This is a genomic window from Terrabacter sp. RAF57 (genome assembly GCF_052113925.1).
GTDB lineage: Bacteria > Actinomycetota > Actinomycetes > Actinomycetales > Dermatophilaceae > Terrabacter.
Genome location: NZ_JBFRDT010000005.1, coordinates 144,685 through 167,206 on the forward strand (window position 1 = coordinate 144,685; position 22,522 = coordinate 167,206).

28 protein-coding genes and 2 pseudogenes are annotated in these 22,522 nt (G+C 67.6%); 19 read left to right on the top strand and 11 right to left on the bottom strand.

What is annotated here, in order from left to right; all coding sequences use genetic code 11:
* Nucleotides 1–122: 122 nt before the first annotated feature.
* Entirely contained in the window at nt 123–410 is a 288-nt protein-coding gene (locus tag AB4Y83_RS09585) for a hypothetical protein (RefSeq protein WP_442296700.1), read from the top strand.
* A 68-nt stretch (nt 411–478) separates the two neighbouring features.
* Here AB4Y83_RS09585 and AB4Y83_RS09590 read toward each other — a convergent pair whose 3' ends face one another.
* The gene (locus AB4Y83_RS09590) at nt 479–1,315 is read right to left on the bottom strand and encodes a helix-turn-helix transcriptional regulator (protein WP_442275697.1); all 837 of its coding nucleotides are present in this window, start codon (nt 1,313–1,315) and stop codon (nt 479–481) included.
* A 201-nt stretch (nt 1,316–1,516) separates the two neighbouring features.
* On the opposite strand from AB4Y83_RS09590, the gene AB4Y83_RS09595 reads away from it, so the two are divergent.
* Complete coding sequence (locus AB4Y83_RS09595) at nt 1,517–1,870, top strand: carboxymuconolactone decarboxylase family protein (RefSeq protein WP_256795665.1); 354 nt, start codon at nt 1,517–1,519, stop codon at nt 1,868–1,870.
* A 495-nt stretch (nt 1,871–2,365) separates the two neighbouring features.
* Here the strand turns inward: AB4Y83_RS09595 and AB4Y83_RS09600 are convergent, their stop codons facing one another.
* The 3 genes from AB4Y83_RS09600 to AB4Y83_RS09610 all read right to left on the bottom strand — a co-directional run bounded on the left by AB4Y83_RS09600 (nt 2,366) and on the right by AB4Y83_RS09610 (nt 3,903).
* On the bottom strand, nt 2,366–2,653 hold the full coding sequence (locus tag AB4Y83_RS09600; RefSeq protein ID WP_256796208.1) for a hypothetical protein: 288 nt from the start codon (nt 2,651–2,653) through the stop codon (nt 2,366–2,368).
* A 213-nt stretch (nt 2,654–2,866) separates the two neighbouring features.
* Nucleotides 2,867–3,280, bottom strand: coding sequence for a PPOX class F420-dependent oxidoreductase (locus AB4Y83_RS09605; RefSeq protein ID WP_256796207.1), 414 nt, complete (start codon nt 3,278–3,280; stop codon nt 2,867–2,869).
* The gene (locus AB4Y83_RS09610) at nt 3,277–3,903 is read right to left on the bottom strand and encodes a maleylpyruvate isomerase family mycothiol-dependent enzyme (RefSeq protein ID WP_256796206.1); all 627 of its coding nucleotides are present in this window, start codon (nt 3,901–3,903) and stop codon (nt 3,277–3,279) included. The genes AB4Y83_RS09605 and AB4Y83_RS09610 overlap by 4 nt, the downstream gene beginning before the upstream one ends.
* Nucleotides 3,904–3,975: 72 nt before the next feature.
* On the opposite strand from AB4Y83_RS09610, the gene AB4Y83_RS09615 reads away from it, so the two are divergent.
* From AB4Y83_RS09615 to AB4Y83_RS09625, 3 genes are all read left to right on the top strand, one after another.
* Entirely contained in the window at nt 3,976–4,467 is a 492-nt protein-coding gene (locus AB4Y83_RS09615) for a MarR family winged helix-turn-helix transcriptional regulator (protein WP_256796205.1), read from the top strand.
* 478 nt (nt 4,468–4,945) lie between these two features.
* On the top strand, nt 4,946–5,242 hold the full coding sequence (locus tag AB4Y83_RS09620) for a hypothetical protein (protein ID WP_442296701.1): 297 nt from the start codon (nt 4,946–4,948) through the stop codon (nt 5,240–5,242).
* Nucleotides 5,243–5,467: 225 nt separating this feature from the next.
* Nucleotides 5,468–5,773 carry a hypothetical protein gene (locus tag AB4Y83_RS09625; RefSeq protein ID WP_442296702.1) on the top strand — a complete coding sequence of 102 codons (306 nt, stop codon included), beginning with the start codon at nt 5,468–5,470 and terminating at the stop codon, nt 5,771–5,773.
* 130 nt (nt 5,774–5,903) lie between these two features.
* On the opposite strand, the gene AB4Y83_RS09630 is transcribed toward AB4Y83_RS09625, so the two are convergent.
* Nucleotides 5,904–6,782, bottom strand: a complete 879-nt coding sequence (locus AB4Y83_RS09630) for a hypothetical protein (protein ID WP_442296703.1) — start codon at nt 6,780–6,782, stop codon at nt 5,904–5,906.
* A gap of 437 nt (nt 6,783–7,219) precedes the next feature.
* Between AB4Y83_RS09630 and AB4Y83_RS09635 the strand changes: the two genes are divergently transcribed.
* Nucleotides 7,220–7,552: a hypothetical protein gene (locus AB4Y83_RS09635; protein ID WP_442296704.1), complete on the top strand. Its 333-nt coding sequence runs from the start codon at nt 7,220–7,222 to the stop codon at nt 7,550–7,552.
* 872 nt (nt 7,553–8,424) lie between these two features.
* Here the strand turns inward: AB4Y83_RS09635 and AB4Y83_RS09640 are convergent.
* Nucleotides 8,425–8,703, bottom strand: a complete 279-nt coding sequence (locus AB4Y83_RS09640) for a hypothetical protein (protein ID WP_442296705.1) — start codon at nt 8,701–8,703, stop codon at nt 8,425–8,427.
* Between the two features lie 115 nt (nt 8,704–8,818).
* On the opposite strand from AB4Y83_RS09640, the gene AB4Y83_RS09645 reads away from it, so the two are divergent.
* Nucleotides 8,819–9,487 (top strand): hypothetical protein, encoded by a 669-nt coding sequence (locus AB4Y83_RS09645; protein ID WP_442296706.1) that lies wholly within the window; start codon nt 8,819–8,821, stop codon nt 9,485–9,487.
* Between the two features lie 29 nt (nt 9,488–9,516).
* Here the strand turns inward: AB4Y83_RS09645 and AB4Y83_RS09650 are convergent, their stop codons facing one another.
* On the bottom strand, nt 9,517–10,713 hold the full coding sequence (locus tag AB4Y83_RS09650) for an IS110 family transposase (RefSeq protein ID WP_442296707.1): 1,197 nt from the start codon (nt 10,711–10,713) through the stop codon (nt 9,517–9,519).
* A gap of 362 nt (nt 10,714–11,075) precedes the next feature.
* On the opposite strand from AB4Y83_RS09650, the gene AB4Y83_RS09655 reads away from it, so the two are divergent.
* From AB4Y83_RS09655 to AB4Y83_RS09685, 7 genes are all read left to right on the top strand, one after another.
* Complete coding sequence (locus tag AB4Y83_RS09655; protein WP_442296708.1) at nt 11,076–11,603, top strand: hypothetical protein; 528 nt, start codon at nt 11,076–11,078, stop codon at nt 11,601–11,603.
* Between the two features lie 126 nt (nt 11,604–11,729).
* On the top strand, nt 11,730–12,959 hold the full coding sequence (locus tag AB4Y83_RS09660; protein ID WP_442296709.1) for a sensor histidine kinase: 1,230 nt from the start codon (nt 11,730–11,732) through the stop codon (nt 12,957–12,959).
* On the top strand, nt 12,956–13,621 hold the full coding sequence (locus AB4Y83_RS09665; protein WP_442296710.1) for a response regulator transcription factor: 666 nt from the start codon (nt 12,956–12,958) through the stop codon (nt 13,619–13,621). Before AB4Y83_RS09660 ends, AB4Y83_RS09665 begins: the two co-directional genes overlap by 4 nt.
* A gap of 201 nt (nt 13,622–13,822) precedes the next feature.
* Nucleotides 13,823–14,338 carry a hypothetical protein gene (locus tag AB4Y83_RS09670; RefSeq protein WP_442296711.1) on the top strand — a complete coding sequence of 172 codons (516 nt, stop codon included), beginning with the start codon at nt 13,823–13,825 and terminating at the stop codon, nt 14,336–14,338.
* A 456-nt stretch (nt 14,339–14,794) separates the two neighbouring features.
* The gene (locus tag AB4Y83_RS09675) at nt 14,795–15,220 is read left to right on the top strand and encodes a hypothetical protein (protein ID WP_442296712.1); all 426 of its coding nucleotides are present in this window, start codon (nt 14,795–14,797) and stop codon (nt 15,218–15,220) included.
* A 136-nt stretch (nt 15,221–15,356) separates the two neighbouring features.
* Nucleotides 15,357–15,722, top strand: coding sequence for a hypothetical protein (locus tag AB4Y83_RS09680; protein WP_442296713.1), 366 nt, complete (start codon nt 15,357–15,359; stop codon nt 15,720–15,722).
* 85 nt (nt 15,723–15,807) lie between these two features.
* The gene (locus AB4Y83_RS09685; protein WP_442296714.1) at nt 15,808–16,269 is read left to right on the top strand and encodes an Imm26 family immunity protein; all 462 of its coding nucleotides are present in this window, start codon (nt 15,808–15,810) and stop codon (nt 16,267–16,269) included.
* Nucleotides 16,270–16,333: 64 nt separating this feature from the next.
* Here the strand turns inward: AB4Y83_RS09685 and AB4Y83_RS09690 are convergent, their stop codons facing one another.
* Nucleotides 16,334–16,633, bottom strand: coding sequence for a hypothetical protein (locus AB4Y83_RS09690; protein ID WP_442296715.1), 300 nt, complete (start codon nt 16,631–16,633; stop codon nt 16,334–16,336).
* 458 nt (nt 16,634–17,091) lie between these two features.
* On the opposite strand from AB4Y83_RS09690, the gene AB4Y83_RS09695 reads away from it, so the two are divergent.
* From AB4Y83_RS09695 to AB4Y83_RS09710, 4 genes and pseudogenes are all read left to right on the top strand, one after another.
* The gene (locus tag AB4Y83_RS09695; RefSeq protein WP_442296716.1) at nt 17,092–17,436 is read left to right on the top strand and encodes a hypothetical protein; all 345 of its coding nucleotides are present in this window, start codon (nt 17,092–17,094) and stop codon (nt 17,434–17,436) included.
* A 162-nt stretch (nt 17,437–17,598) separates the two neighbouring features.
* A pseudogene (locus tag AB4Y83_RS09700) lies at nt 17,599–17,736 on the top strand (AAA family ATPase); the annotation flags it as partial.
* A gap of 130 nt (nt 17,737–17,866) precedes the next feature.
* Nucleotides 17,867–18,463 (top strand): RNA polymerase sigma factor, encoded by a 597-nt coding sequence (locus tag AB4Y83_RS09705; RefSeq protein ID WP_256796260.1) that lies wholly within the window; start codon nt 17,867–17,869, stop codon nt 18,461–18,463.
* Complete coding sequence (locus AB4Y83_RS09710) at nt 18,460–18,984, top strand: hypothetical protein (RefSeq protein ID WP_256796259.1); 525 nt, start codon at nt 18,460–18,462, stop codon at nt 18,982–18,984. Before AB4Y83_RS09705 ends, AB4Y83_RS09710 begins: the two co-directional genes overlap by 4 nt.
* Nucleotides 18,985–19,046: 62 nt before the next feature.
* On the opposite strand, the gene AB4Y83_RS09715 is transcribed toward AB4Y83_RS09710, so the two are convergent.
* From AB4Y83_RS09715 to AB4Y83_RS09725, 3 genes and pseudogenes are all read right to left on the bottom strand, one after another.
* Nucleotides 19,047–19,559, bottom strand: a complete 513-nt coding sequence (locus AB4Y83_RS09715) for a hypothetical protein (protein ID WP_442296717.1) — start codon at nt 19,557–19,559, stop codon at nt 19,047–19,049.
* A gap of 571 nt (nt 19,560–20,130) precedes the next feature.
* Nucleotides 20,131–20,280: a hypothetical protein gene (locus tag AB4Y83_RS09720; protein WP_256796257.1), complete on the bottom strand. Its 150-nt coding sequence runs from the start codon at nt 20,278–20,280 to the stop codon at nt 20,131–20,133.
* Between the two features lie 194 nt (nt 20,281–20,474).
* Nucleotides 20,475–21,320, bottom strand: a pseudogene (locus AB4Y83_RS09725) (IS110 family transposase); the annotation flags it as partial.
* A 947-nt stretch (nt 21,321–22,267) separates the two neighbouring features.
* On the opposite strand from AB4Y83_RS09725, the gene AB4Y83_RS09730 reads away from it, so the two are divergent.
* On the top strand, nt 22,268–22,522 hold a 255-nt coding region (locus AB4Y83_RS09730; protein ID WP_442296718.1), incomplete at its 3' end, for a hypothetical protein.

Consider the following 22,522-nt stretch of genomic DNA (forward strand, 5'->3'; position numbering starts at 1 on the left):
CAACCTTGGACAGACCGCCGACGCCACGGCCCGGACGGGTACGCCGCAGGTGACGCGGCCTCGACCGCTGGGCACGCACCGCTGCCCCTCGTGGCCGCCCGAACGGGATCCTCATGACGGACATGCCGACAGAGCGCGACCTCGAGGAGGTCGCCCGCTCCCGGGAGGCGCGCCTCCAGACCATCATCAACGACCTCGTCCGCGAGGGCGGGCGCTCGCAGCCCGAGGTCGTCGAAGCCCTGACCCGGGCCATCGAGGCCGAGGGCCTCGGGAGTCGGCCCGAGCCGTGGCTCGACGCCGTCGCCGACGAGATCGCGCAGGGCAACGCGTACATCGTCTCGGCGCACGCCGCCGAGGTGACGGACGTCCCACGTCCCTCGACCGACGTCCCGTCGGAGACGATCGACTGACCACCCCACACCGCCGGTCGTCTGGCGAGCGCCCGGGGGCTGTAGGTCAGGCGGGAGTCAGGCTGTTGTCAGGCGTCGAACTCGACGTCGTCGAGGTCGCCGTCGACATCGGCGAAGTAGCTGATGACCCGGATGTCCGGCTCGTCGAGCACCTGCAGGACGAGCTGGCGCAGCTGGATGACCTGCCCGGTGTCGAGACGGATCCGCTTGGTGCGTCCCCGGGTCGGGTCGCTGTCGTGGCGCTCCCACCACTCGACGGTGTCCGGGTTCGTCTTGAAGATCTCGTCGAGGATCCGCTTGAAGGACGGGTCGTCGGGGTGCCGCGCGTATGCCTCACGGAAGAGCGCGAGCTGGTCGGCCGCCTCCTGCTCCCAGTCGACGAAGAGGCTCCGGGCCGCCGGGTCGCAGCAGTAGAACCACAGCAGGTTGCGCTCGCGCTTGCTCCGCTTGCTCTCCCAGTCGGTGAAGAGCTGGCAGGCGGTGTGGTTGGCGCCCAGCACGTCCCAGCGAGCGCCGACGACGTAGGCCGGGTTCGGGTCGATGGAGTCGAGCAGCTCCTCGAGCTCCTCGGTCAGCTCCTCCGGCGCCTGCGGCCGACGTGACGGCGTGCCCGTCGCGAGCGCGTGCAGGTGCGACCGGCCGTCGGCGTTGAGCTTGAGCGCGCGGGCGAGGCCGTCCATGACGCTCTTGCTCGGGCGCAGGTCGCGGCCGCGCTCGATGATGTCGTAGTACGCGACGGAGATGTTCGCGAGCTCGGCCACCTCGGTGCGGCTCAGACCCACCCGGCGCCGACCCTTGGCCCGCTTGATGCCGACCTCCTCCGGGGCGAGCTCGTGCCGGCGCGCGCGAAGGAACTCGCCCAGGGGGGAGGGGGTGCGCACGCTGAGCGGGACGTCCGTGGTCATGGCGCTCATCCTGCCAGTGGCCCGTCTCGGCCGCGGCCCGGCGGTGGCGCAGAGTCAGATCGGGTTGCCGCAACCGGTCCGCCACCCCTCGCGTTCGACGGGTTCCTCACCTGTTCCGGGTGATGCGGCCTGCGGTGGCCATGACGAGAGTGGCACCCGTGGCACCCCGCCGCACCATAGCCATCCGTACAGGAGACACACATGTCCGAGAACACACCCGTCCTTGACTGCCTGGCCGACATGACCGCGGTCTCTCTCGTGGAGGGCGGACTCGGGGCGCGCGAACACATGCTCGCCCGGCTTGCGGCCCTCGTCTCGGTCGGTGCCCCAGACGCGTCATACCTGATGAACGCCGCCGCGGCTGCCGAGGTCGGCATCACCGTGGAGGACGTGCAAGGAGTCCTGGTGGCGGTCGCCCCCATCGTCGGGACGCCCCGGGTGCTGGCCGGCGCAGCGGGCATCACCCGGGCGCTCGGCTTCGCGGTCGCCGTGGCGGAAGCGGAGATCCAGGCGCTCATCGCCGAGGCGGAGGCCGACACGGCGGACCCGAGCTGAGGGCAGGCGCCTCAACCCTCGGCGCCTCCCTCGCTCCTCCCCACCCCGCGGCTTCCTATCAAGATGACTCAGGACCCCGACGAAAAGCACGTCGGGGTCCTGAGTCATCTTGGCGGTGGCGGTGGGATTTGAACCCACGGTGGAGTTACCCCCACACACGCTTTCGAGCTCTGGGACCCACCGTTCGCCGTGGTTCCCGAGAGTGATCGCGTGCTCAGGGGCTCCCGGGATGAACTGTCCCGACGCACGCCGGACCAGCGCGAACGAGACCGCGAATGAGACCACGATCTGAAACAGCGGAGCGCCCGCTGCGTCGAGAGTCCGCGGTCGGAGTTTCACCCACATGCCGATGGTCGGACGTTCCACACCGAGAAGGGGCTACCCCGAGCGTTCGGTCGTGAAAGCGGAGAACGCTGGCGATCAGTGGCTGGTGGGTCATGGCCCACTGTCGAGTCGCTGGAGCTAATCTCGTCGGGCGGTACACGGCGACTGCGGTCAGAGGAGGATGTCTCCGCGGGGGATGACGAGACCGCGGACGTCGAGGACCGTCGTCTGCGGGACCATCGAGGGATCGGGCGCGTCGCCCAAGAGTTCACTCAATAAGGGGAAGACTATGTCGACGTTGGCGCGGTCGTACTGCTCCTTCGACTCCCAGATCTCCAGCACCTCGAAACCGTCGGGGTGAGCGCGACCAATGTGGACGAGCAGGCCGTCGATAGCGATGCCTACCCTTTTGATCATCTCCGCGTGCATTCCGTCGTATGTCCCGACCGGGGCTCGCATCGTGCTAGTGACTCCGTACATTTTCGATCTCTTTCCTTGTGGTGCGGCTTGGGCGTCGTCGGCGTTGCTAGCGCCCCGATGCCCGGAGCGACTCGCGGTCACCTGAAGCGTCCTACCCTTCGCGAGCGGCTCACTGGCTTACGAAGGTCCTTGGCATTGAGGCTTGCTTGCGGTCGGCGCGAGTGTCGGCATAGGCAGACATCGGCGTGCGGGTCACTTCGGTGGGGCCAGGTCGAGGTGGAGCACTGCCTGTGGCCCGTCCCAGCGTCTCCACGCTGGACGCAAGAGTCCTAGCACGCGGAGTACAGCGTGCTCCAGGGCGTACTTGCGTCGGACCAGCCCCCAGACCCGTTTGACTGCCTGGGGATCGGTGACGACGTTGGCGCGTCCGCGGACGGGGTGGGCGGACGGCGTCGGCTTGCCCTGCGGGCTGCACGGCACGAGGGTGATGGAGGCGTCGCGCCGGAGCCGGCGAACCTTGGCGGAGTCCAGGTTGGTGAGGACGGCCAGGTGGTCGCGGTCTTGGACGACCCAGACCGGTGTCGAGACCGGTTGCCCGGACGAGCGAAAGGTGGTGAGCAGAACGAACCGGGCGCGGCGCAGGTCGCGGCTGCTGTCGTGGCTCACTGCGACACCTGCTGTAGGCCGGCGCCTCGTAGCCGCGGGAGCGCTGCGGTTGTGCGGCCGGTCATCAGGAGCAGCAACGCTGCGAGGTCGCCCTCCAGGGTCGGCCCATCCCCAACGACGATGTTGGCGTCGGTCGCCACCAGCGTCACGCCAGCGAGGCGACGCTGGGCGTGGAAGGGCCATCCCATGCCCCATACCCGGGCGAAGGCCGCGCTGGCGGCCTCGAGTGGCATCGGCCGGGAGATTCCGAGGGGGATTGCGATGTCCTGGCCGTGCACGAGTGCGTCCATGAGCAGGTTGTTGGCGTTGGTGATCAGTGGCATGGTCCGAGCCGCGGCGTCGCGGCGCAGCTGCTCCACGATCTGAGCGGTGGGTCGGCGTGCGTGGTCGATGGCGATCTGTGCGCCCGCAGCCCACAGATTGCCCTTGGCGCGCGCCAGCTGGCCGAGCAACGTCGCCATGGTGGGTGCGGTCGGCGTCATGGCCACGTGAGCAGCCACGTCGCGCACCCGCCAGCCCGAGCACAGGGAGGGGGTTTCCCACTGCGCGGGGGTCAGCTCTTCCAGCATCGAGGCGAGCCCGAGCCGCTCGTTCTCGACCGCCATCCACATGACCTCATCCATGCCGGCCTCCAGATATAGTTAGAGCCTCGAACTACATTCTCACCTGCCCGTTCCCCTCCACAAGAGGATTCCGTGACTGATCCGAGCCTGGGTGTCTTGCTCTTCATCCCCTACCGCCACATGGAGCAGCGCATTCTCCGCGCCGTGCACGAGGGAGGCCACCCCATAACGTTGGCTCAGGCGCGAATGGCCCAGCGGATCAACGACGAGGGCTCGCGTCTGACCCAACTCGCCGAGTCCGCTCAGGTCACCAAACCAACCGCTCTCTATCTGGTGGACCAGCTCCAAGAGGGCGGCTACGTCCAGCGGGTCGCCGACCCAACCGACGCCCGCGCCCGGCTCATCCGCTTCACATCAAAGGGACGAGCGGTCATCGCCCTGGCCCGGGCTGCCCAACTCGAAGTCGAGCAGGAATGGCTTGCGCACCTGGGCGCGAAGAGGACCGATGCCCTCGTGGATACGCTCGCCAGGTTGCGGTCGATCACGGACCCGTACCTCGAGGTCGCGCCCTCAGCAGAGGCCGCGCTGACGGGCCCGCCTACCCGCCCAACGCGGAGTCAATGAAGCGACATCGGCCAGGGTGGTCGAGCCGGACCCGCCCCACATCGCCGTCTGTTGGGCTGCCGCAACGGTCCGCTCATGCCGCTAGTTGGCACTTCGGGCCACGAGGTAGAGCGGCAGGAACAGCACTACAGCCAGTAGGCAAAGGGCTGCCCACACCTGGGGCCTGTCAATCGTGAGGTCGCCTATGGTCGCGACGACGGGTCGGTTGCGCTCCATCTGGGACTGAGCATCCTCGAGCACCCAAAGGCTGACGGCTCCAACGGCCAAGACTGCGAGGAGCACACCCATCACCGTTGGACTCACTCCTTCAGTATCGGCCCAGGAGCCGACGCTGCTGCTCGTCGGAGGCCGCTCGACCATGCTGGCCGCGATTTCAAGGCCCCATCTGCCTCGACCACAGCCCCGCACGCACCCTCATGCCGCTCCCCGCGCGGTTCTAGGGACTGGAAGGCCTAGGCAAACGTGGGACCCTGCGCCCATGACATCGTCCGACTTCCGGGAGCCGTGGCTTCGAGTAGACGGCGAACCCGCTCGAGCCTTCGAAGATGAGGCAGCGACGGAGATCGCTTCCGGCCACGAGCTGCACGGGCTCACGCTGGCCGCCATCGCGAAATGTGAAGGCTGTGACTCGGTGGTCTATCGCGCCTCGGACGGCACATTTGCGATCGTTCACCTCAGCTGGACCCGGAAGTCCGAGACACCCCCGTGGCCGCGCACGACCCGACTCGGAGGTTTCGTCGCGGTAGAGACGGCGATGGATCAGCACGAGCACTGACCGCTGATGCCGCGACGACCGCGACGTCCGAATTTGCCGCTGCTAGAGCGACGGGTGAAGTACCTTTCCGGAGTGTTCCGAAGGAAGCGGATAACCCTCGACGTCCCCGAGCCCTCCCCACCTGGCGAACCTGTCTCGTTCCACGGCTTCAGCACTGCCCCTGGACAGTCGGTCCCAGAGTCAGGCCTGTACGAGTTCTGGACCGCTGACAACGTGTTGATCCACATGGGCGACACCCTCTGCTCACGAATCACATTCGATCCAAGCCCTGCCCAGATCGAGATGACATTCGTCTACGAGGCGCCAGAGCACGCTCCCGCAGAGCTTCCTGATGGAGCGACTATTCATCTACTCTTCCGCCGCGTCGCGATACTGCAGTGGAAGGGCGACCAGACAGGCCCCGACCCAGATGACCTGCCTGGCGGACAGATCACTGACCTCGGTTTCGATCGTCCCAACTACGTTCAAATCGACCTACTTTCGAGCACGCTCCAGTTCACCGCTCAAAGCGTCGAGCTCACCATCACCTAACCTGGCCGGCACGTCCGCACATGCCGCTGATGGCGTGCCTCGAGGTGCCAGTGGCAGCCACTCGAGAGCAAGCCTCCGTTGGTGACGGCCGTTCCGCGTGGGCGGCCGGGGCATGGACCGGCGACCCACATCAGCGATGTGCGAGGAGTGCGTCCGTCAGGAAGGGCCGCAGTCCCTCGGCCCAGCGCGCACTGATCCCGGGCAAGGTCGGCAGATTCTGCGGCGCAGGCTCGGTCGACCGTGACGCGAACGACATCGCGGCCGCCGACGCGAGGGACAGAAGGTCACCAGGGTCGCGGTCGCGCAGCGTCTGGTCGGTGCGAGCCAGCTCAGCGGTCGACACCTCACTTCCCGTCATCGAACAGTCCAGCGCGAGCATCGCGTGGTCCAGCCAAGCGGCCGCGCGTCTGGCCTGTCCCCAGTCCACGAGCACCACCCGGTCGACTGTCTGGACGACGTTGTCGGCTCGGATATCCCAGTGCACCACCGCGTCCCCGGCGATCACGGCACCAGCCCGCTGCGCATGAGAAGCCAACTCGTCGTGATGTCGGGACCACCAGGGATCGAGCAGGTCCAGCCGGCCTTCCAGCTCGCGCCATCGAGTCAGGAAGATGGGTGAGGAGTCCTGGGCCGACACAAGGCCGCCGATCTGCACGGCGTCCAGCACGGACCTGACCTCCCGAAGGGCATCGCTGACCCGGATGAGGTCGTCGCGATGCCACGGTGCGGGTGGCGGCGCTCCGGGGAGGTCCTCGACGAGCAGGGCCACCCAGTCCCCGTCGTCGTACACGTCGAGCAGCTGCGGCAGACACGCGTGTCGGGGAAACGCGCCAAGCACCCTCGCCTCGGCTCGCAACAGGTCAGGAGTCTTCGGATTCAGGGTGGTGCCGCACGCCTTGACGAATGCTGCGGCGCCGTTCGCCGTGCGTACCCGCGCCGCCGGCCCGGGCGACAAGCCGCCGACACAGTCGACGATGTCGGTGACGGGCCCTCCGAGCTGCAGCTCCACCCAACGCTGAACAAGGAGCGAACCGTGCGCGTACCCGACGCGCGCCCCGACCGCGTGTCCACCACTTGTCATGGGGCGAGCATGTCGACTTCGGGCGCGCGGCTCAACTCACGCCGGCCTACCGTGCGCGGCGCACGTCGGGCACTGACTGCTACAGAGGTCATGCCGCCAACGGTGCCTGCCATGACGTCGGTGTCAGCCACTCGCGAGCAGGCCGCTCCGGTCCAGCAGCCTGTCTCCCGTTGGCCGGCCCGACAGGGCCTCGCCTATCAAGTCGTCTCGATGCCGGCCTGGGCGTAGTCCGTGGTCACGTTCAGCGCCTATGGCTCCCGGTAGGACGGCGTCCGGACATTCCGCACCGGGGACGTCTCCCCGGGGCCAGCGGATCGGAGAAAACTCTGCGGCGGCCAGAACCTCCAAGCCCCTACTCTGCTGGGATGCCTGAGCGGATCATGTACCTCCAGCTCAAGACAGGACACAACACAGACCGTGGGCCGGCTTGGATTGCGCGGGTCCGATTCACCCGGACCTGGCGGACGGCCTACGTACATGGAAGAACCCTGCATCGCGTCACCGGGACCGCGGGGGCCAACTGGGACTCGAACTTCTACGACGTCGATACGGGAGAAGAGTTCTGGATGTCGGGCCCGAAACGGGACCGCACCGACGGCCGCTATTCGAGCCAGCAGCCTCTCGTCGACGACGACGCGCGTGAGGCTTACGAGGCGTTCCTAACTGGGCGAGCCTTACCCGGTAGGGAGAACGGCTAGAGGCACAACGCACTCTTCTGCCGCCCGTCGGGCATGCGGCGCAGCACCGGCACATGGGACGATCGCGGCGTCAATGACGGCGAGCTGATCGGGGACGTGTCCTCACGTACGGCTTGGACGTGGGAATCGACCATCGGCCGCTACGGAGTGGGTTAACTGATCGAGTCTGGGCCCTCGGGTCATCAGCTGTCCGTACTAGAAGGCCTTTGAACTTGGGCCCGCATCACCGCCGCAACAGTCGACGAGAAGGAGCAGCTCATGCGCAGGAAGCGAAGGCCAACGGGAGTGGTCCCGGTTTCGCAGAGGCTGGCCGAGGTCGCCGCGGGAGAGCCGTTGAACTGGCCGACAGATGACACCCCTGCCTCAGCGCAGGACGAGGCCGCCGCCTCTGCCGAGAACCGCCTTCGCGACGATGCCCTGCGAGCGCAGGCCGAGCAGCGCAACCAGCCGCACTTCTTCCTCGAAGGCCGGTCAGGCCGCCACCGCCAAACGCTCGCACATGCCGCTCCACGGGCGACTCGGCGGACCTAGTGGCCGCTTACCACCGATTGGGATCCGCGCCTCGTGGGCCGGTACCGAACAACCAGCGCAAGCCCGCCCAAACATGCGACGGCCCCAAGGACACTCGCGCCGATACCGACGGCCAACCCGATCTCTCTCAGGGGGTTCGTCCTGTTGTCGGGTGCAAGTGCGAAGCGGAGATACAACGCACCCCAGAGAGCCACGGCTGCCCCGACGAGCGCCACGACTGCGCCTATTCCCGTCACCCACCACGACCTAGTGGGTGGACGCGCGGGACCGTTTTCGCGAGGCTCAATGGGCATGGCGGCAGCGTGTCAGATTGGAGACGAACATGCCCTCTTCTGCCGCGATCAGGTCAGGTCTTCTCCCCACCAAGGTTCCGTCACGACGACGTGGAAATCGGATCCAAGTGCGTTTCGCGTGCGGCGAAGGAGACTGACTCCTTCGCCCAGCCAGGCACTGTCGCCGCTCCCTTCAATGGGCACCTTGTCCTCCGCGTAGCGGCTGTTCCAGACCGTGAGCTGCTCGGCCAGCTCATCCGAGAGGCCAAGCGAGCTCAGGTCGGCGGCCTTGCCATCCTCGGTCCACAACGGCCCTGAGCCATAGTCAGGCCAGAACTCCAGCAGCATCACAAGGCAGAGTCTGCCCCTCCGGCGGCCGTGGCGGCGAGAACGTCCTCATTGCCGCGCCGAGGACTGCGGCTGTGCGCGTACGAGAGCGTGATTCTGTGTAACGCTGCCGGTCATGACGATGGCCGACCTGCTTGAACGACTCCCAACCCCGGTCCGCCTGCGCGAACTGTCCGTGGCTCTCGCCATTCTTGACGTCGCGATGAGCCCTGACGATGACCCGGACGATCGCTACTTCCGCTTCGAACCGCGCGACCCCTCCGGGGTGGCGTTGGCCAGCATGGACAACGGTTCAGGCGAACGCTACTTCATCGCCTCCACCCAGAACGCCGTGTTCGGCTGGGGATTCGCGCATGAGTACCCGATGAACCCCTTCACCCGGACCCCGGTCGCGGTGTGGCCCGGCCTCCTCGACGGCATGCCGGCCCAGTTCGAACCCCTGACTCGGGACGCCCGCTTCCAGCTCGCCGACACCTTCATGGCAACGGCCGCCTTCTGGTCCGAGGACGGACACCGGTGGCACACCGGATCGGCCATCCCGCCGGAGGGCGAGCCAGACCCCGACGGCGCCGAGGAGCTGTTCGAACTGATCCTCGACGACCGCCCTCAGGCGTTCGCGCGCTTCGCCCAGGACTACTTTGAGGTGAGCCCCGACGAAGCGGCGGTCAACGCCGTCTACAGGTCAAAGCCACTCGACCTCGCGATCCTCGCTGCGCTCAACCCCGACGCCGAGTACGAGAACGTCCGCGCACAACTCGATGCGTTAGGGCTTTCCGCGCCGTAAGGAACATCCGGAAATGGCTCCCCTCTGTGTCAAGAGGCCGATGCGTGCGCCTTTGGTGTTGCGGCCTTTCGGGGTGGCGGGGTCGGGCGTAGCGTCGGTGTTGCGGGTCCGGGAAGTGGCTGATCCGAAGTGTCGATGTGCGGGTGCAGGTCGACCGCGCTGGATTGAAGAGTCGCCCCGCAGTGCCCTCCCGGGCCCGTGTCGGCTGCTCGCGCGTCGGCGACGAGGCGCCGGTACACGACATCGGACAGACGCCTCTTGAGGCAGCGCAGTGCTTCCATCCGGGTCTTGCCGGCGGCGACCTTCCGCAGGAAGTACGCCCGGCCGGGGGTGTCGTGACGCAGCTGGACGATGGCCGCGATGTGCAGCACGTGGTTCATCCGCCGGTTCCCCGCCCGGGACAGACGATGCCGGACATGCTCACCGGAAGACGCGTCCAGCGGGGCGGTGCCGGTCCAGGAGGCGAACCGGTTCCGGTCGGCGAACCGGGCGATGTCCCCGACGTCGGCCAAGATCCGTGCGGCCCCTGCCGGCCCTATACCGGTGATCTCCATCAGGCTCGACCCGCGAGCCAGGACCGCGGCGCGCAGCTCGGCCTTGATCGTCTTCAGCTTCGCATCGACCACGACCAGGTCGGCCAGCTCCTCCGCGGCCATCCGACGTCGGGTCTTCCCGGCGATGTCCCGTGGCCGTACCGAGGCCAGGATCGCCTTGGCCTGCAGTGCGGACAGGTCTCGCTTCCGTTGTCCTGGAACGAGTTCCGACAGCAGCCGCTGCAGCCGGTTCACCGTTTGCACCCGACGGTGGGACAGTTCGTCGCGACGGTCGGCCAACATCCGCAACGCCTCGAGCTCACCGTCAGGAGCCAGCTCACGCAGCCCCGCGGTGCGCACGGCGACCATCGCGATGGAGTGCGCATCGAGCGCGTCGGTCTTGCGGTTGTGACCGGTGTCGAAGAGCCGAACCCTGGCGGCGAGCTTGGCCGGGACGTCCACGACCCGCTCCCCGTCGGCGAGGAGCCGTTGGGCCAGTGGCCTTCCAGCCCCGTTCGCTCCTTCGACGGCCCATGTTCGTTGCGGCCACGTCTTCACGTAGCGGCGCATCGCGGCGTAGCCGGCCTTGTCGGTCGTGAACCGGCCCGACCCCAACAGGTGGCCGTGATGGTCGACGACCTCGATGGTGGCCGACAGCTTGTGGGGATCGACCCCGATGATCACGCCCGTCATGGCGCCTCCTGCACTTCCTGGAACCGATAGGAACGGCGAGGTGGGCAGTGCTACTACGAGCTGGGCAGTCCCCTCTTGAGCCACGCCTCGTCACGGCGCCCGACGAGGCGCAGTCCATTTGAGAGCCACACCCGAGCGGGCCGGGTGGGCAGCCGCGATTGAGAGCGTCCCGCCGAGCACCTAGACCGAGTCTGGCCAGACATCGATCCTGCGTGAAGTCTCTTAGTAGCCGCGCGGAGGACGGGATGTCCGACATTGCCGCTGTCGGCGTGTCCATCGGACTGGGGGTTGACTGGCGATTCAACCCGGGATCAACCCTGGCTCCGACGACGTGACGGGTGTGTGCCGCGCAGCCTTGAGGCATGACTTTCACCGACTACCTCATCAACGCGATCTTCCTTCTCGTCGTGCTTCGCCAGGCCCGGGAGCGGCGCCTGGACGCCCGCAGCATCATTGCGCCGATGGCCCTTGTGGTCTTCGTCGCCACCCACTACGTCCACACCATCCCCACCGGCGGCTCCGACCTCACCCTGGTCCTCGCCCTGACCCTGCTCGGCCTGGGCCTGGGTGTCCTGTGTGGTTACGCCACGCACGTCCGAGCCGACGCGGACGGCTCCCGGTTCGCCCGCGTCGGCCCCGTCGCGGCGGCACTGCTCCTGATCGGCATCAGCGCTCGACTGGTCTTCGTGTTCGCCCTCGAGCACGGCGCGGGGCCGGCCATCCGCGACTTCAGCATTGTCCACCACATCAGTGCGGCAGCCTGGCCGCTGGCCCTGGTCTCCATGGCCTTGTGCGAGGTCACCGCCCGCCTGGTCATCGTGCAGGTTCGCGGGCAGCGACTCGCCCCACGCCACCCTGCCGGTATCACCCTGTCGGGCGACCGGGTCTGAGCTGTCCCCCCTTCTCATTGGGTTCGTGTACCTCCTCGGGCTCGCTTGCGCCGGCCCGAGGGGGTTCCATGGAGTCCTAGGCGATTCCCAGGACCGCCACGGCCCACGGCCAGCGAGGTGACGACCATGACGACACGCGCAGGAAGCCCTGGTGGCAGGACCGCGCAGGCCCATGCAGCCGCGCTCGAACGACTGCGCCACCAGCGTGACCTGCTCAGACCACTGGGATGGGCCGTCATCGCGGTGGTCGCCGCCACCGCCCTGACGACGACGCCGACCCCCGGCCTACGCGGCGCGCCCGGCGGCGTGACCCTGGCCCTCGCCGGGTATGCCGCGACGACCGCGGTCGCCATCAGCGACCGGTTCCTCGACCGCCCGCCCACGGTCCAGGTCGCAGTCATCGCCGTCATGGGGGTCGCCGGGGTTGGCCTGGTCGCCCTCCAGCCGCGCGGTGCGACCGGGCTGGCGGTCGGCGCCGCGGTGTGGATGGCCATGACCCGTCTGCCACTCGCCCTGGGCGTCGTTGTCGGCGTGGCCATCACCGTAGGCCAGGACATCGCCGCGCTGCGTGGCGGCGCCACTGCCGCGGCCGTGCTGGCCGCCACCCTCCTCAACGCCCTGCTGGGATTGGTCGCGTACGTGGTGCGCGCCGCGCGCGCAGCCCAGGACCACACCGAGCTCCTCCTCGCCCAGCTCGCTGAAGCCCGCGACGAGCAGTCGCGCGCCGCGGCCCTCGCCGAGCGCGGCCGGATCGCCGCCGAGCTACACGACGTGCTGGCCCACTGCCTGTCCGGCGCCGCGATCCAACTGCAGGGCGCCCGGCTCCTCGCCGCCCGCGAGCCCACCAGCGCGCGGGTGCAGGAGGCGATCCGACGGGCCAGCGACCTCGTCAACGACGGCCTCGCGAACGCCCGAGCCGCGGTCGGGGCACTGCGCGGGGAACGTCTGCCCGGCATCGCCGACCTCGAGGACCTCGTCGCAGGCTTCCGGCGCGACTTCCTCGTGCCGGCGTCGCTGACCGTCCAGGGCCAGCCCCGCCCTCTGACCGCCGAGACAGATCTGCTCCTCTACCGCACGGCACAGGAGGCCTTGACCAACATCGCCCGGTACGCCCCTGGCGCCCCCACCCTCGTGTCGCTGCACTACCGGAGCGGCCGCACCTGCCTGACGGTGCAGAACCGGGGCGCCAACCCCGGTCCGACCGGCGAATCGCTCCCCGGCCCACACAGCCTGACAACCGTCGGCGGCGGCCACGGACTGGCCGGACTGAGCGAACGCCTCGAACGGGTCGGCGGCACCCTCCACGCAGGACCCCACCTGGACGGCTGGCAGGTCGACGCGGACGTGCCCGCATGACCAACGTCTCGTTGCGGGTGGTCGTCGCCGACGACCAACGTGTCGTGCGGGAGGGACTCGCCATGCTCATCGGCCTCCTCGACGACATCGAGGTCGTCGCCACCGCCGTCGACGGACTCGACGCGGTCAAGCAAGCACAGCTGCACCGGCCCGACATCGTGGTGATGGACCTGCGGATGCCCCACCTCGACGGGGCACAGGCCACCGCCCGGATCCGTTCTGAGCTGCCCCAAACCCAGGTCCTGGTCCTCACGACATATGCCGACGACGACGCCCTGTTCCCCGCGCTGCGGGCCGGCGCGCGCGGCTACCTGACCAAGAACGCCAGCGCAGAAGAGATCGAACAGGCACTGTCCGCCCTGGCCCGCGGCGAGACCCACCTCGCCTCCGAGGTCCAGCAGCGCCTCGTGGCGGCCACCCTGCACTCGCACCTGCCCCGCCAGACGGAGGCCTCCACGGTGGACCTGCCCGACGGGCTGTCCCCCCGCGAGGCCCAGGTGCTCGCCCTCATCGCCGCCGGCCTGTCCAACACCGACATCGCCCGCCAGCTCGTCCTGAGCAACGCCACCGTCAAAACCCACGTCAACCACATCTTCGCCAAGATCGGCGCCCGCGACCGCGCGCAGGCCGTCCACTACGCGTACGACCACGGCGTGACTTGACGGCAAGCGACCACACCGATCACCCCTTCGTACTGAAGAACGCTCTTGCGCGACCGCAGTCGCCCTGCCGGAAGCGACGCCCGACATTGCCGCCGCGAGAACGGCTGCGCTCGGCCGGCTTTGCCACTCGCCACGCCCGACGTCGCGGTAAACGCTTGGGAGTTAGGTGCCGGCGAGCCCGATGGATGCGATGCTCACGCCATGACGGGGATGGAGCTTCTGTACGTGAGCGCTCGGGACGTTCTTCGTGACGTTGGCGTGACTACCCGTTTGCACGTCGCGCTGTCGGAATGGGCCGATGACGTCAACGGGATCGCAGCCGTAGTCCACGACGAGGGTGTCACCCCGACCACGCCGCGCTGGGAGGCTGTCGGGTATCTCAACGACGGGGATTGCGTGGCCATTCATCCGCCCGCGTTCCCGGATGGGATCTTCCCCGGGATCGGCGGCGACGGCGATGCCGTCGTTATGGTCGCGGACGCCGTACAGGACCTGGTCCAGGTCTTGCTGTGGCAGATGGGTATCGATCCTGCGTGGCCGGCATGCCCTGAGCACCACGGTCGACACCCCCTGCGTGCGCGGTGCGACTCAGATGCGCCAGTCCTCACCGCGGAGTCGAGTGTGGTTGCCGACTCGGTTGCCCGCTGGGGGTGCCCCACCGGCACGACAAGCATTCCCATCGGCCAGCTGGGGACACCACCGGCGCTAGCCCCCTGACATCCGGTCATGCCGCGGATGGAGCGATCGATCCTGCCGAAGTCCGGATGCGTCTGGTGACAGCCAACCAATGCGCCAGACTGTCGTTGTGACTAGCAACTCGCCAAAGTCCGGCTGGGCCGATGGGATGCCGAGCGGCCCGCCGCTCCGTGACGAGTTAGGTCGACTTGTGGACTCGGATGGCGGACGTGATGAAGCCGAGAATAACTACTTCGAAGCCGCGAACGATCCGCAGTTCAGGGGCCAAGAGACGGTGCAGCGGCGGTTCAGGGGCCAACTTCGTCGGAGGCTGAGGCACCTCGAATCCAAGGCGCGTAGACGACCAACCGCGTAGCGACTGGAAGCGTCCGGATCTGCCGCGCTTGGCGCGAGAAAAGCGATGCCGGCGAGGGGCAATCGCAAACCACTCAGGCACCCAGCAGCGTTACAACGCAATCCGGAAGTACCTTGCTCAACATGGACCGCGACGAGCAGATCTTCGCCGAAGGAGTCTCGCCGAGCGGGGACACGTGGCGGCTGGGTTGGCAGCCCGACGACCACAGCGGCATCACCTGGCTGCGGCTCACCACCCCTGACGGGCATACTCACAAGGGCGGCTATGGCAGCCGATCCATCTCCCCGCACTCGCCCGTGTCCATCTACACAGGTAGCGCCGACCATGTGCCCAACGGCGCCATCATCCGTGTCCCCACCGGTGCCACTGGCCTGGAAGTCACGACTTCCGACGGTCTCACTCAAACGGTCAACCTCGTCGAGCACCCGGCCCACGAGGGGGCGCTGGTCGGAGCCTTCGTCTACCCGCATGGGACCGACATTGGATCGGTCCGCATCATCGACCAAAGCGGCCCGCACGACGTGCCGATCACTCAGCACCATCTGTAGTCCGGGCTCGAGAACATCCGGAACTGCCGCACTGAGGACGGCTACGCTCGTCCGAATCTGCCGCGGGGCGCTCGTTTCTTGGCCGGCTGCCGCCTCGACGTAACCGCACCCATGACTCGGATGGCAGGCTAACCGGGTGGCCATCGTGATCGAACCGCCAAACTCCGTGGTCCTGCTAGTGGGACGTGACGAGTTCACGGCCCCGGCATCGTTCGCGGGCAACGCCGTCTCTGCGACTGAAGACTGCGTGGCCGTTGGGGTGCTTTCAGTGGACGATGGCTCAACGACCGTGGAGCTCGGACGGTCGCCACACATCGCTGGCTTGAGCCGCCTTCGCGAGTTGAGCCTCGAGACAGAGGGACAAGTGTCGATTCGAGACGTCTACAACCGCGAGTACGAGGTGCTTCTAGTCAAGCCCGGCAAGTACGCGGTTACCGTGTGGGGCAATGACCCAACCGAGCCGGACGTGGTCGCCTTTGAAGTAAGACCAGAACTCACCTGAAACGTCCGGATCTGCCGCTCGTGGGAAACCGGGCACAGCCGGGCGGGGCCGTACGCTTTGCCAGGAACTAAGGACAGGGGTGGTTGTGGGACGGAGCGCCTTCGGTGAAGGAACTGCTTTCGCCATCCCGTTGCGTACTGACGGAGTGGCCGTCGGCGTTCTCGCGAGGAGCAACCCGTCCGGGATTCTCTTCGGCCATTTCTTCGGGCCTCGACGTGACCAGCTCCCCGATCTCGAGTCCTTGGCGAATCTGTCCCCGGAGAACGCAGTATTCATCGGCCGCTTCGGACACCTCGGGCTTCGTGACGGCAGCTGGCCCGTCCTGGGACCCCTTCCCGGTTGGCAGAGGTCACGATGGTCGATGCCGCCGTTGGTGCGACGAGAGCCGATCACGGGCAGAGCGCTGCGCGTCATCTACGACGACAGGGATCCAGCGCGTCTCGTCGGTGAAGAACAGGTGGTTGAGGCCATGGTCGCTGGCAGCCCGAGCGAAGGCCTGATGGGCGCAGGGTTCGTGGAGATTCGACTTACTCGGCTGATCGGCTGAACGTAAGAGGTGCCGCCGATCGGTCGCCCCGCACACGCATCCTCATCGAGACCGGGCCGTCGGGCTACTTGTGGTTGAAGGTGTACGAGTTGGCGACGGCCGTCACGGCTTGATCATCAAGTTCGGGGTAAGACGTGCGAAGCCATCGCTCGACGTTGTGCCCCATGTCCTGCAGATTGCCGCTGTTCCAGAACGGAGGGGTGACCGCGTCGAGTTCGGCGAGCATCGCCCGAATCCGAGGCACAACATCGAACGCTCGATCACCCAGCAGAACCGCTACTCGGCGCTCCGGCTCCGTTGCGTCCAACACGCCAGGCGGACCCAGGAAGCTCACAACGGCCCGGCTCAGCTCTTCGTCGATCACGATGTGAGTCTGCCGGTTGATGCCCGACCATGCCGCGAAGGTGAGGCTCGTAACCGCTCATGGGCGCGGCTACGGCCGCAGAGGGAGGCCACTCGGCCACTCAAGGAATGAGTCATCGCCTGCAGTCCACGCGTCGTCGGCCGTCTGCATGCAGGCCCAGACGTCAGCCGGGTACTTCCTCGCATCGAGCATCTTGTCGAGTTCCGAGCGGGAGACGCGCCGTCGGGAGCCATCACTCAGGCTGACCTCGTACGCACGCCGCCCATGCGTGAGACGACGAAGACCACGCCAGTCCCCGACACGTCGAAGCGTCAGGACTCGTGGGCTCTCGACCATGGGGGTCACGCTCCCATGAAATGCACGCTCATGCCGCGCTCCGAGCGATCGTGCCGAGTAGCGGACCTTTAGAGCGCGCTGCGGCAACGGGTGGCCACGTGCAGTCCCCTAGCGTGTCCGTCATGAAGAAGGAGCGCCGACCCGGCGGCCGCCACGCTGGCGAACCCCACCGCCGTCTCGCCTTCGAAGAACCCGGCAGCGGGCCGTGGAGAACAGATGTCATTGCCTTCGTCGGCCTACCGCTGTTACTGCTCGCGTTCTCGTGGATTGCCGTAGCAACGTTCCGAGCCGGGGGCGTTGACCGCTGGAACGGACTCTCGGTTCTCTGCGGGGCAGCAGTACTCGTCAGACCTGCGGTGCTTCGATGGCGTCGGCTTCACACCGGGGCGACGGCCCGCGTTCTTGGCCGCCTCTACATCGTTCTCGGCGTCGTAGCCCTAGTCGGAGTCGTCGTCGGCCTCACGTAAAACACCGCGGATGCTCGTCAGGGAACATCCGCTTCTGCCGCTCGTCGAGGGCGGCACGCCCCATCGTGAGGCCCTGTCGATTCCCCAGAGCCGATACGTTGCCGCCATGGACCTGGCCTTCGCTCTGCCAGCGAAGCGGTTGACCGCGACCTTCTCGCTAGCCCCCGCCTGTGTGCAGCCATCGTCGACCGCATCACCTACGGCGGACACATCATGGAAACGGGCACCGACTCCTACCGCCTCGCCCACAGCAGGGCCCAACGTTGCCTCCGCTGTCGTGGGCTCCGGCGGCTGAGGTGACGGCACAGACTGGGTACCCGCACCGTTTCTGGTCCGAGCAGATTCGCCCTCCCTCGCGTCAGAGCGCCGGGGGATTTGGTCCCGCCGGAGCGGACCGCGACGGTTACGGCGGCATCGGACATTACTGGTCATGCAGAGCATGATCGGCACGACCGCGGAAGAGGTCCTGGTGGACCGAGCCGCCCGGAACGACCGGGACGCGTTCGGGGCTCTTTACGACCGTCACAGCCAGCGGGTCTTTGCGCACAGCGCCCGCCAGCTCGGCGGCGTGGAGGACGCCGATGACCTCACCGCGATCGTGTTCCTCGAGGCGTGGCGCCTGCGGGCCCGGATCCGGGTCGTCAACGGCTCTGCCTTACCGTGGCTCTTGATGACCGCCACGAACGTGGCCAGGAACTACCGACGCTCCGCTCGTCGATATCGGGCGGTCCTGAACAGGATCCCCGCCCCGCAGGCCAGCCCCGACCACGCGGAGGCCGTTGCGGCCGCTGCGACGTTCGAAGCTACCGGCCAAGCCCTGGCGCAGGCACTGGCCGGCCTGCGGCCGATGGACCGGCAGGTCGTTTCGCTCTGCTTCATCGGTGAGTTGACGTACGCCGAAGCCGCCCAGGTCCTTGGCATCAGTCACGCCGCCGTCCGTTCGCGCCTCATGAGATCCCGAGAGCGCGTCAAGTCAGCCCTGCTCGAGGCAGGCATCACCAGCGCAGAGGAAGGACTAGAACAGTGAGCACGAAGAGGCCGGACGGGCCGCGCATGGGCGAACACCGCGCCGCCCAGATCCGTGAGGCACTCATGGCCGAGATTCGGAACGAGGCCGGCCACGACAACACGGCAACCGCACCGTTCCGCAACCACCGCCGGACCTGGTCCGTCGTGGGCGTCACCGCCGCCAGCGTCGTCGTGGTGGGCGGCACTGCCGCCGCGTGGGTCGCGGTATCCCGACCCGACGACGCGTACTCGGCCTACTGCTCTGCCAGCGTCACGACCGACCCCGACATCTGGAAGCAGCACGGCGCCACCACCGCCACCAACGCCGACACCGGGGTGCGCTCACCGCTGGATGCCATCGACGCGTGTGCTGCGATGTGGCGAACAGGAACCATGACCAGTGACGGCGCCTCCACGGGCCAGGCCGGGGCAGCCGACGTGCCGGAGCTCACAGCCTGTGTCGTGGAGGCCCAGCTAGTGGTGTACCCCGGCCCCGCAACGGTGTGCGCCGAGCTGAAGGTGCCCGCCGCCACCAAGTAGGTCCACCTTGGGGTGTCGCAGCTCGGGAGCGACACCCCAAGGCGTACCTGAGCGTGCGGGGTCTAGTTGAACTGCATCGAGGAAGCTCGATCGTTCATCGCGTCACCGACGTAGGAGCTATTGACGATGAACCCGTACGAGGACCCGGAGTAGGTGTTCTCCCACAGCTTGGTCGCGCAGTTCCCGTAGGACTTGAACGAGCTGATCCGGTCGTTCCACCCCGACGGCATGACGCCGATCGACCAGTCGACGTCGGCGTTGGTGTCGCAGTCCCCGGAAGCGTAGAAGTAGTAGCTCGCGTCGGTGTAGTTGTTGTCGGCCCAGGAGATGTTCAGGACGAAGTTCGCCGCCGGGCTCTGGGCGATACTGGCCCGCTGCCGGTCCGAGATCACCTTGGTACCTGCCGGGACCTGCACGCGCCCACCGCTGATGAACGAGATGACCTCCGGGCCGCTGTTGAAGCAGGATATGGCTCCTGTGCCGACGTCCATCGCGCAGAACGAGCCGGCCGGAGCCGCCTGCGCAGCAGGAGCCCCCACGGCAGGCACTGCTACGACCGCGGCGACGACCACCACTTTCCAGATCCGATTCATAACATCAGTCCCCTCTGCCGCAAGCACCTTGCTGTGGCAAACGGTTATGTCCGCTCACCACGGATGCGTCGCAAAGCGTGACCGCACAGCCCGGAGAACCCCGGCCCCGACCCGGAGATGCGGCTGAATCTCATCAACACTTTCTTGCCAAACGTCGATGAGGTGCGTCCGACACTCAGTGACAAGCGCGTCCGTCACTCGCCGGCGCGGCCATCGCAAGCAGCACCACCGAAGTCAGATATAGAACGCAGTGTTCCTGAGAGAACTGCCGCAGTCGATGCACGCTCATGCCGCTCGTCGGACGACGTCCGACCATCAGCGTGAGGCGTTTAGCGTCAAGGGCTGGGCGGGTGCCGGTGTCTCGTCGTCGGCCCCTGCATAGCTAATCGAGGTCGTGCTCGGCAGCGTGTGATCGGGTTGTGTCGACGACGGGACGGGGCGGCCTGCGATGTCCGACGAGATACCCCAGGGGTTCTCAATGCCGCAGAAGGCTCACCCCGCCCCAGCTCTTGGGTGTCAGCGCCTCGTGCTGGTGGCTTGGTACTGGATCTCGTTACGCAGCAACGGTGCTCGCGGCCTCCTTCCACGTGGTGGTGCCGTGGGCGGCGATGACGGGGTCCCACGAGCGTTGTTGGGTGACGACGGCGTACAGCTGGCGCAGGATCGCTGCGGCGACCGCGGCCTGGGCCTGGGTCGGGGTCAACCGGTTCTGCTCGCGAGTGGTGAGGTGGCGGTAGCGGGCCGCGTACACCCGGTTCGTCTGCAGGCACCCCCACACCGCCCGCCACGCCGCGACCCGCAGCTGCGGCCGTCCGGCGCCGGTGAGCCTGGCGCGGCCGGTGAACGTGCCGGACTTGCCTTCCCGCGGTGCGAGGCCGGCGTTTTGACCACAGCCCGGGCGGAGGCGAACCTTCTCAGGTCCCCGGTCTGCGCGAGGATCGCGGCGGCGCCGACCGGTGACAGCCCGTCGATGCTGGTCACCAGCGTCGTGAGGCCGAGCTCGTCCAGGACGGACACCATCCGCGTCTCGACGTCGGCCAGCTTGGCGCGGGTCTCGTCCCAGTCGGTCAGGGTCCACTCGAGCCGCTCGAACACCGCCGCCCGGTGCGCGACCACCCCTGCACGGTCATCGAGGGCGGCGAAGACGCGTCGCACGATCCGCAGGCACGGCCGGACCCCACCCCGACGGGTCACCTCCGCGCGGACAGCCCGCTCGAAACGGGCCAACCCGAGCCGAYGGGTGCGGTCCAGGTCCCCGCCGTCACGGCGAACGACGACGGTCAGGGCAGCGACCCAGGTGGCCGAGCGGAACGGGTGCTTCGCGCTCTCGAGCGCGGCCGGCCACACGCACTCGAGCAGGTCACGGACCGTCTGCACGGCCGCGACGTGCTTCTCGAGGAGCTCCTCCCGGCGGGTGCCGAGGTGCCGCAGCCGGGTCCAGGTCGCGTGCTCCTCGTCGACCGGCTCGGGCAGGTAGCAGCGCAGCTGCCCGGTGAGCCGGGCGATGAGGACGGCGTCCTTGTCGTCGGTCTTGTCCGTGGTCAGGTCCTCGCTCTTGCGGGCCCAGGACGAGGCAGCCGGCTGGACGCACACGAACGACATCCCACGCTGCGCGGCGAGCTGCGCCAGGACCATCCACCGGTGCCCGGTCGGCTCACACGCCACCGTCACCCCCGTGAAGCCCTTCCGCGGGCCCGGTCGGCGGCCCAGTCCAGGGCGGTCCCGAGGTCCCACGCCTTGCACCGGAACGTCCTCCGCGCCAGCACCCTCGAGTCGTGGTCGGTCACCACTAGCATCTGCTTGCGGTCGGCCAGGTCGATCCCCACGATCGCGTTCGTGACCGGGACCGCGGCCCGGAGCCGGGAAAGCCGAGCGTTCCGGTTCCGATCGCCGCGCGAGACACCACTACCGTGAGACATGAACGTCCTCCTTCGATGCGATGGGACACCAAGCCCGACAAGCGCATCAGGAGGACGTTCGCCACGCCAGACCCGACCGCGCAGAACGCCTTTCTATGCCGCGGATCGCGTGATGCCCCGGACACGCTCGGGCCCGTCCGCCCGACCCTGACCGGGCATGACGCTCCCCACGAGGGCCCATGCCGTTTCGCTGGCTGCCCCGGGCGCCCGTCGTACGGCCGTCCCGGCCGTACAGTCACGGACGCCGGCGAACAGCGCCAAGCCCGCTTTCGGGGCGTGTTCCTCACCGAAGTGCCCACGAGAAGGGACGCTACTGAACGGGGCTGAACTCCCCCGAACAGGCGGTCGGCGGTCTTCGCAGGTGGTGATGAGCCCAACAAATGAGACCACGACGAGAAACGCCGGTCCGGGCCCTGAGGCTCGAACCGGCGTTTCTGCAGGTGACTGGCGGTGGCGGTGGGATTTGAACCCACGGTGGAGTTACCCCCACACACGCTTTCGAGGTCTGCGCCAAGGCGTCCGCAACGGGACACGCAGGGCTGCGGCACGCTCATCCGACTGCGGGCGAACGCCACTGGACGAAGGCGATTGTGCTCGAACGAGACCAGAATTGAGACCACGGCGATCCAGCAACACTCCCACTGAAAATCGGAAGGTCGGCGGTTCGACCCCGCCCCTGGCCACCACCCGAAGCCGCAGGTTCAGACCCCTCTGACCTGCGGTTTCGTCGTTCCTTGGTTGCTGCACTCCCTCGTCTGTTGCCGCCGCCGAGTGACCGCCATTGACCGCGACACGCCGCTGATGGCCGGGAGTTATCGCACGAGTTATCGCACGACATCTCGACGTCAAGACAAGATGAACCGCCGTGGTGTCCGACTGTCGACGACGCTTGAAAACGAGGCCATAGCGACGGTCGAAAACGAGGCCACCCAGACAGATTGGTTGGGTGATCTCAGTGGAGGATTGGGCTCTGATCCGGCGGCTGGTCGCGGACGGTGTTCCGCAGCGCCAGGTAGCGAAGGATCT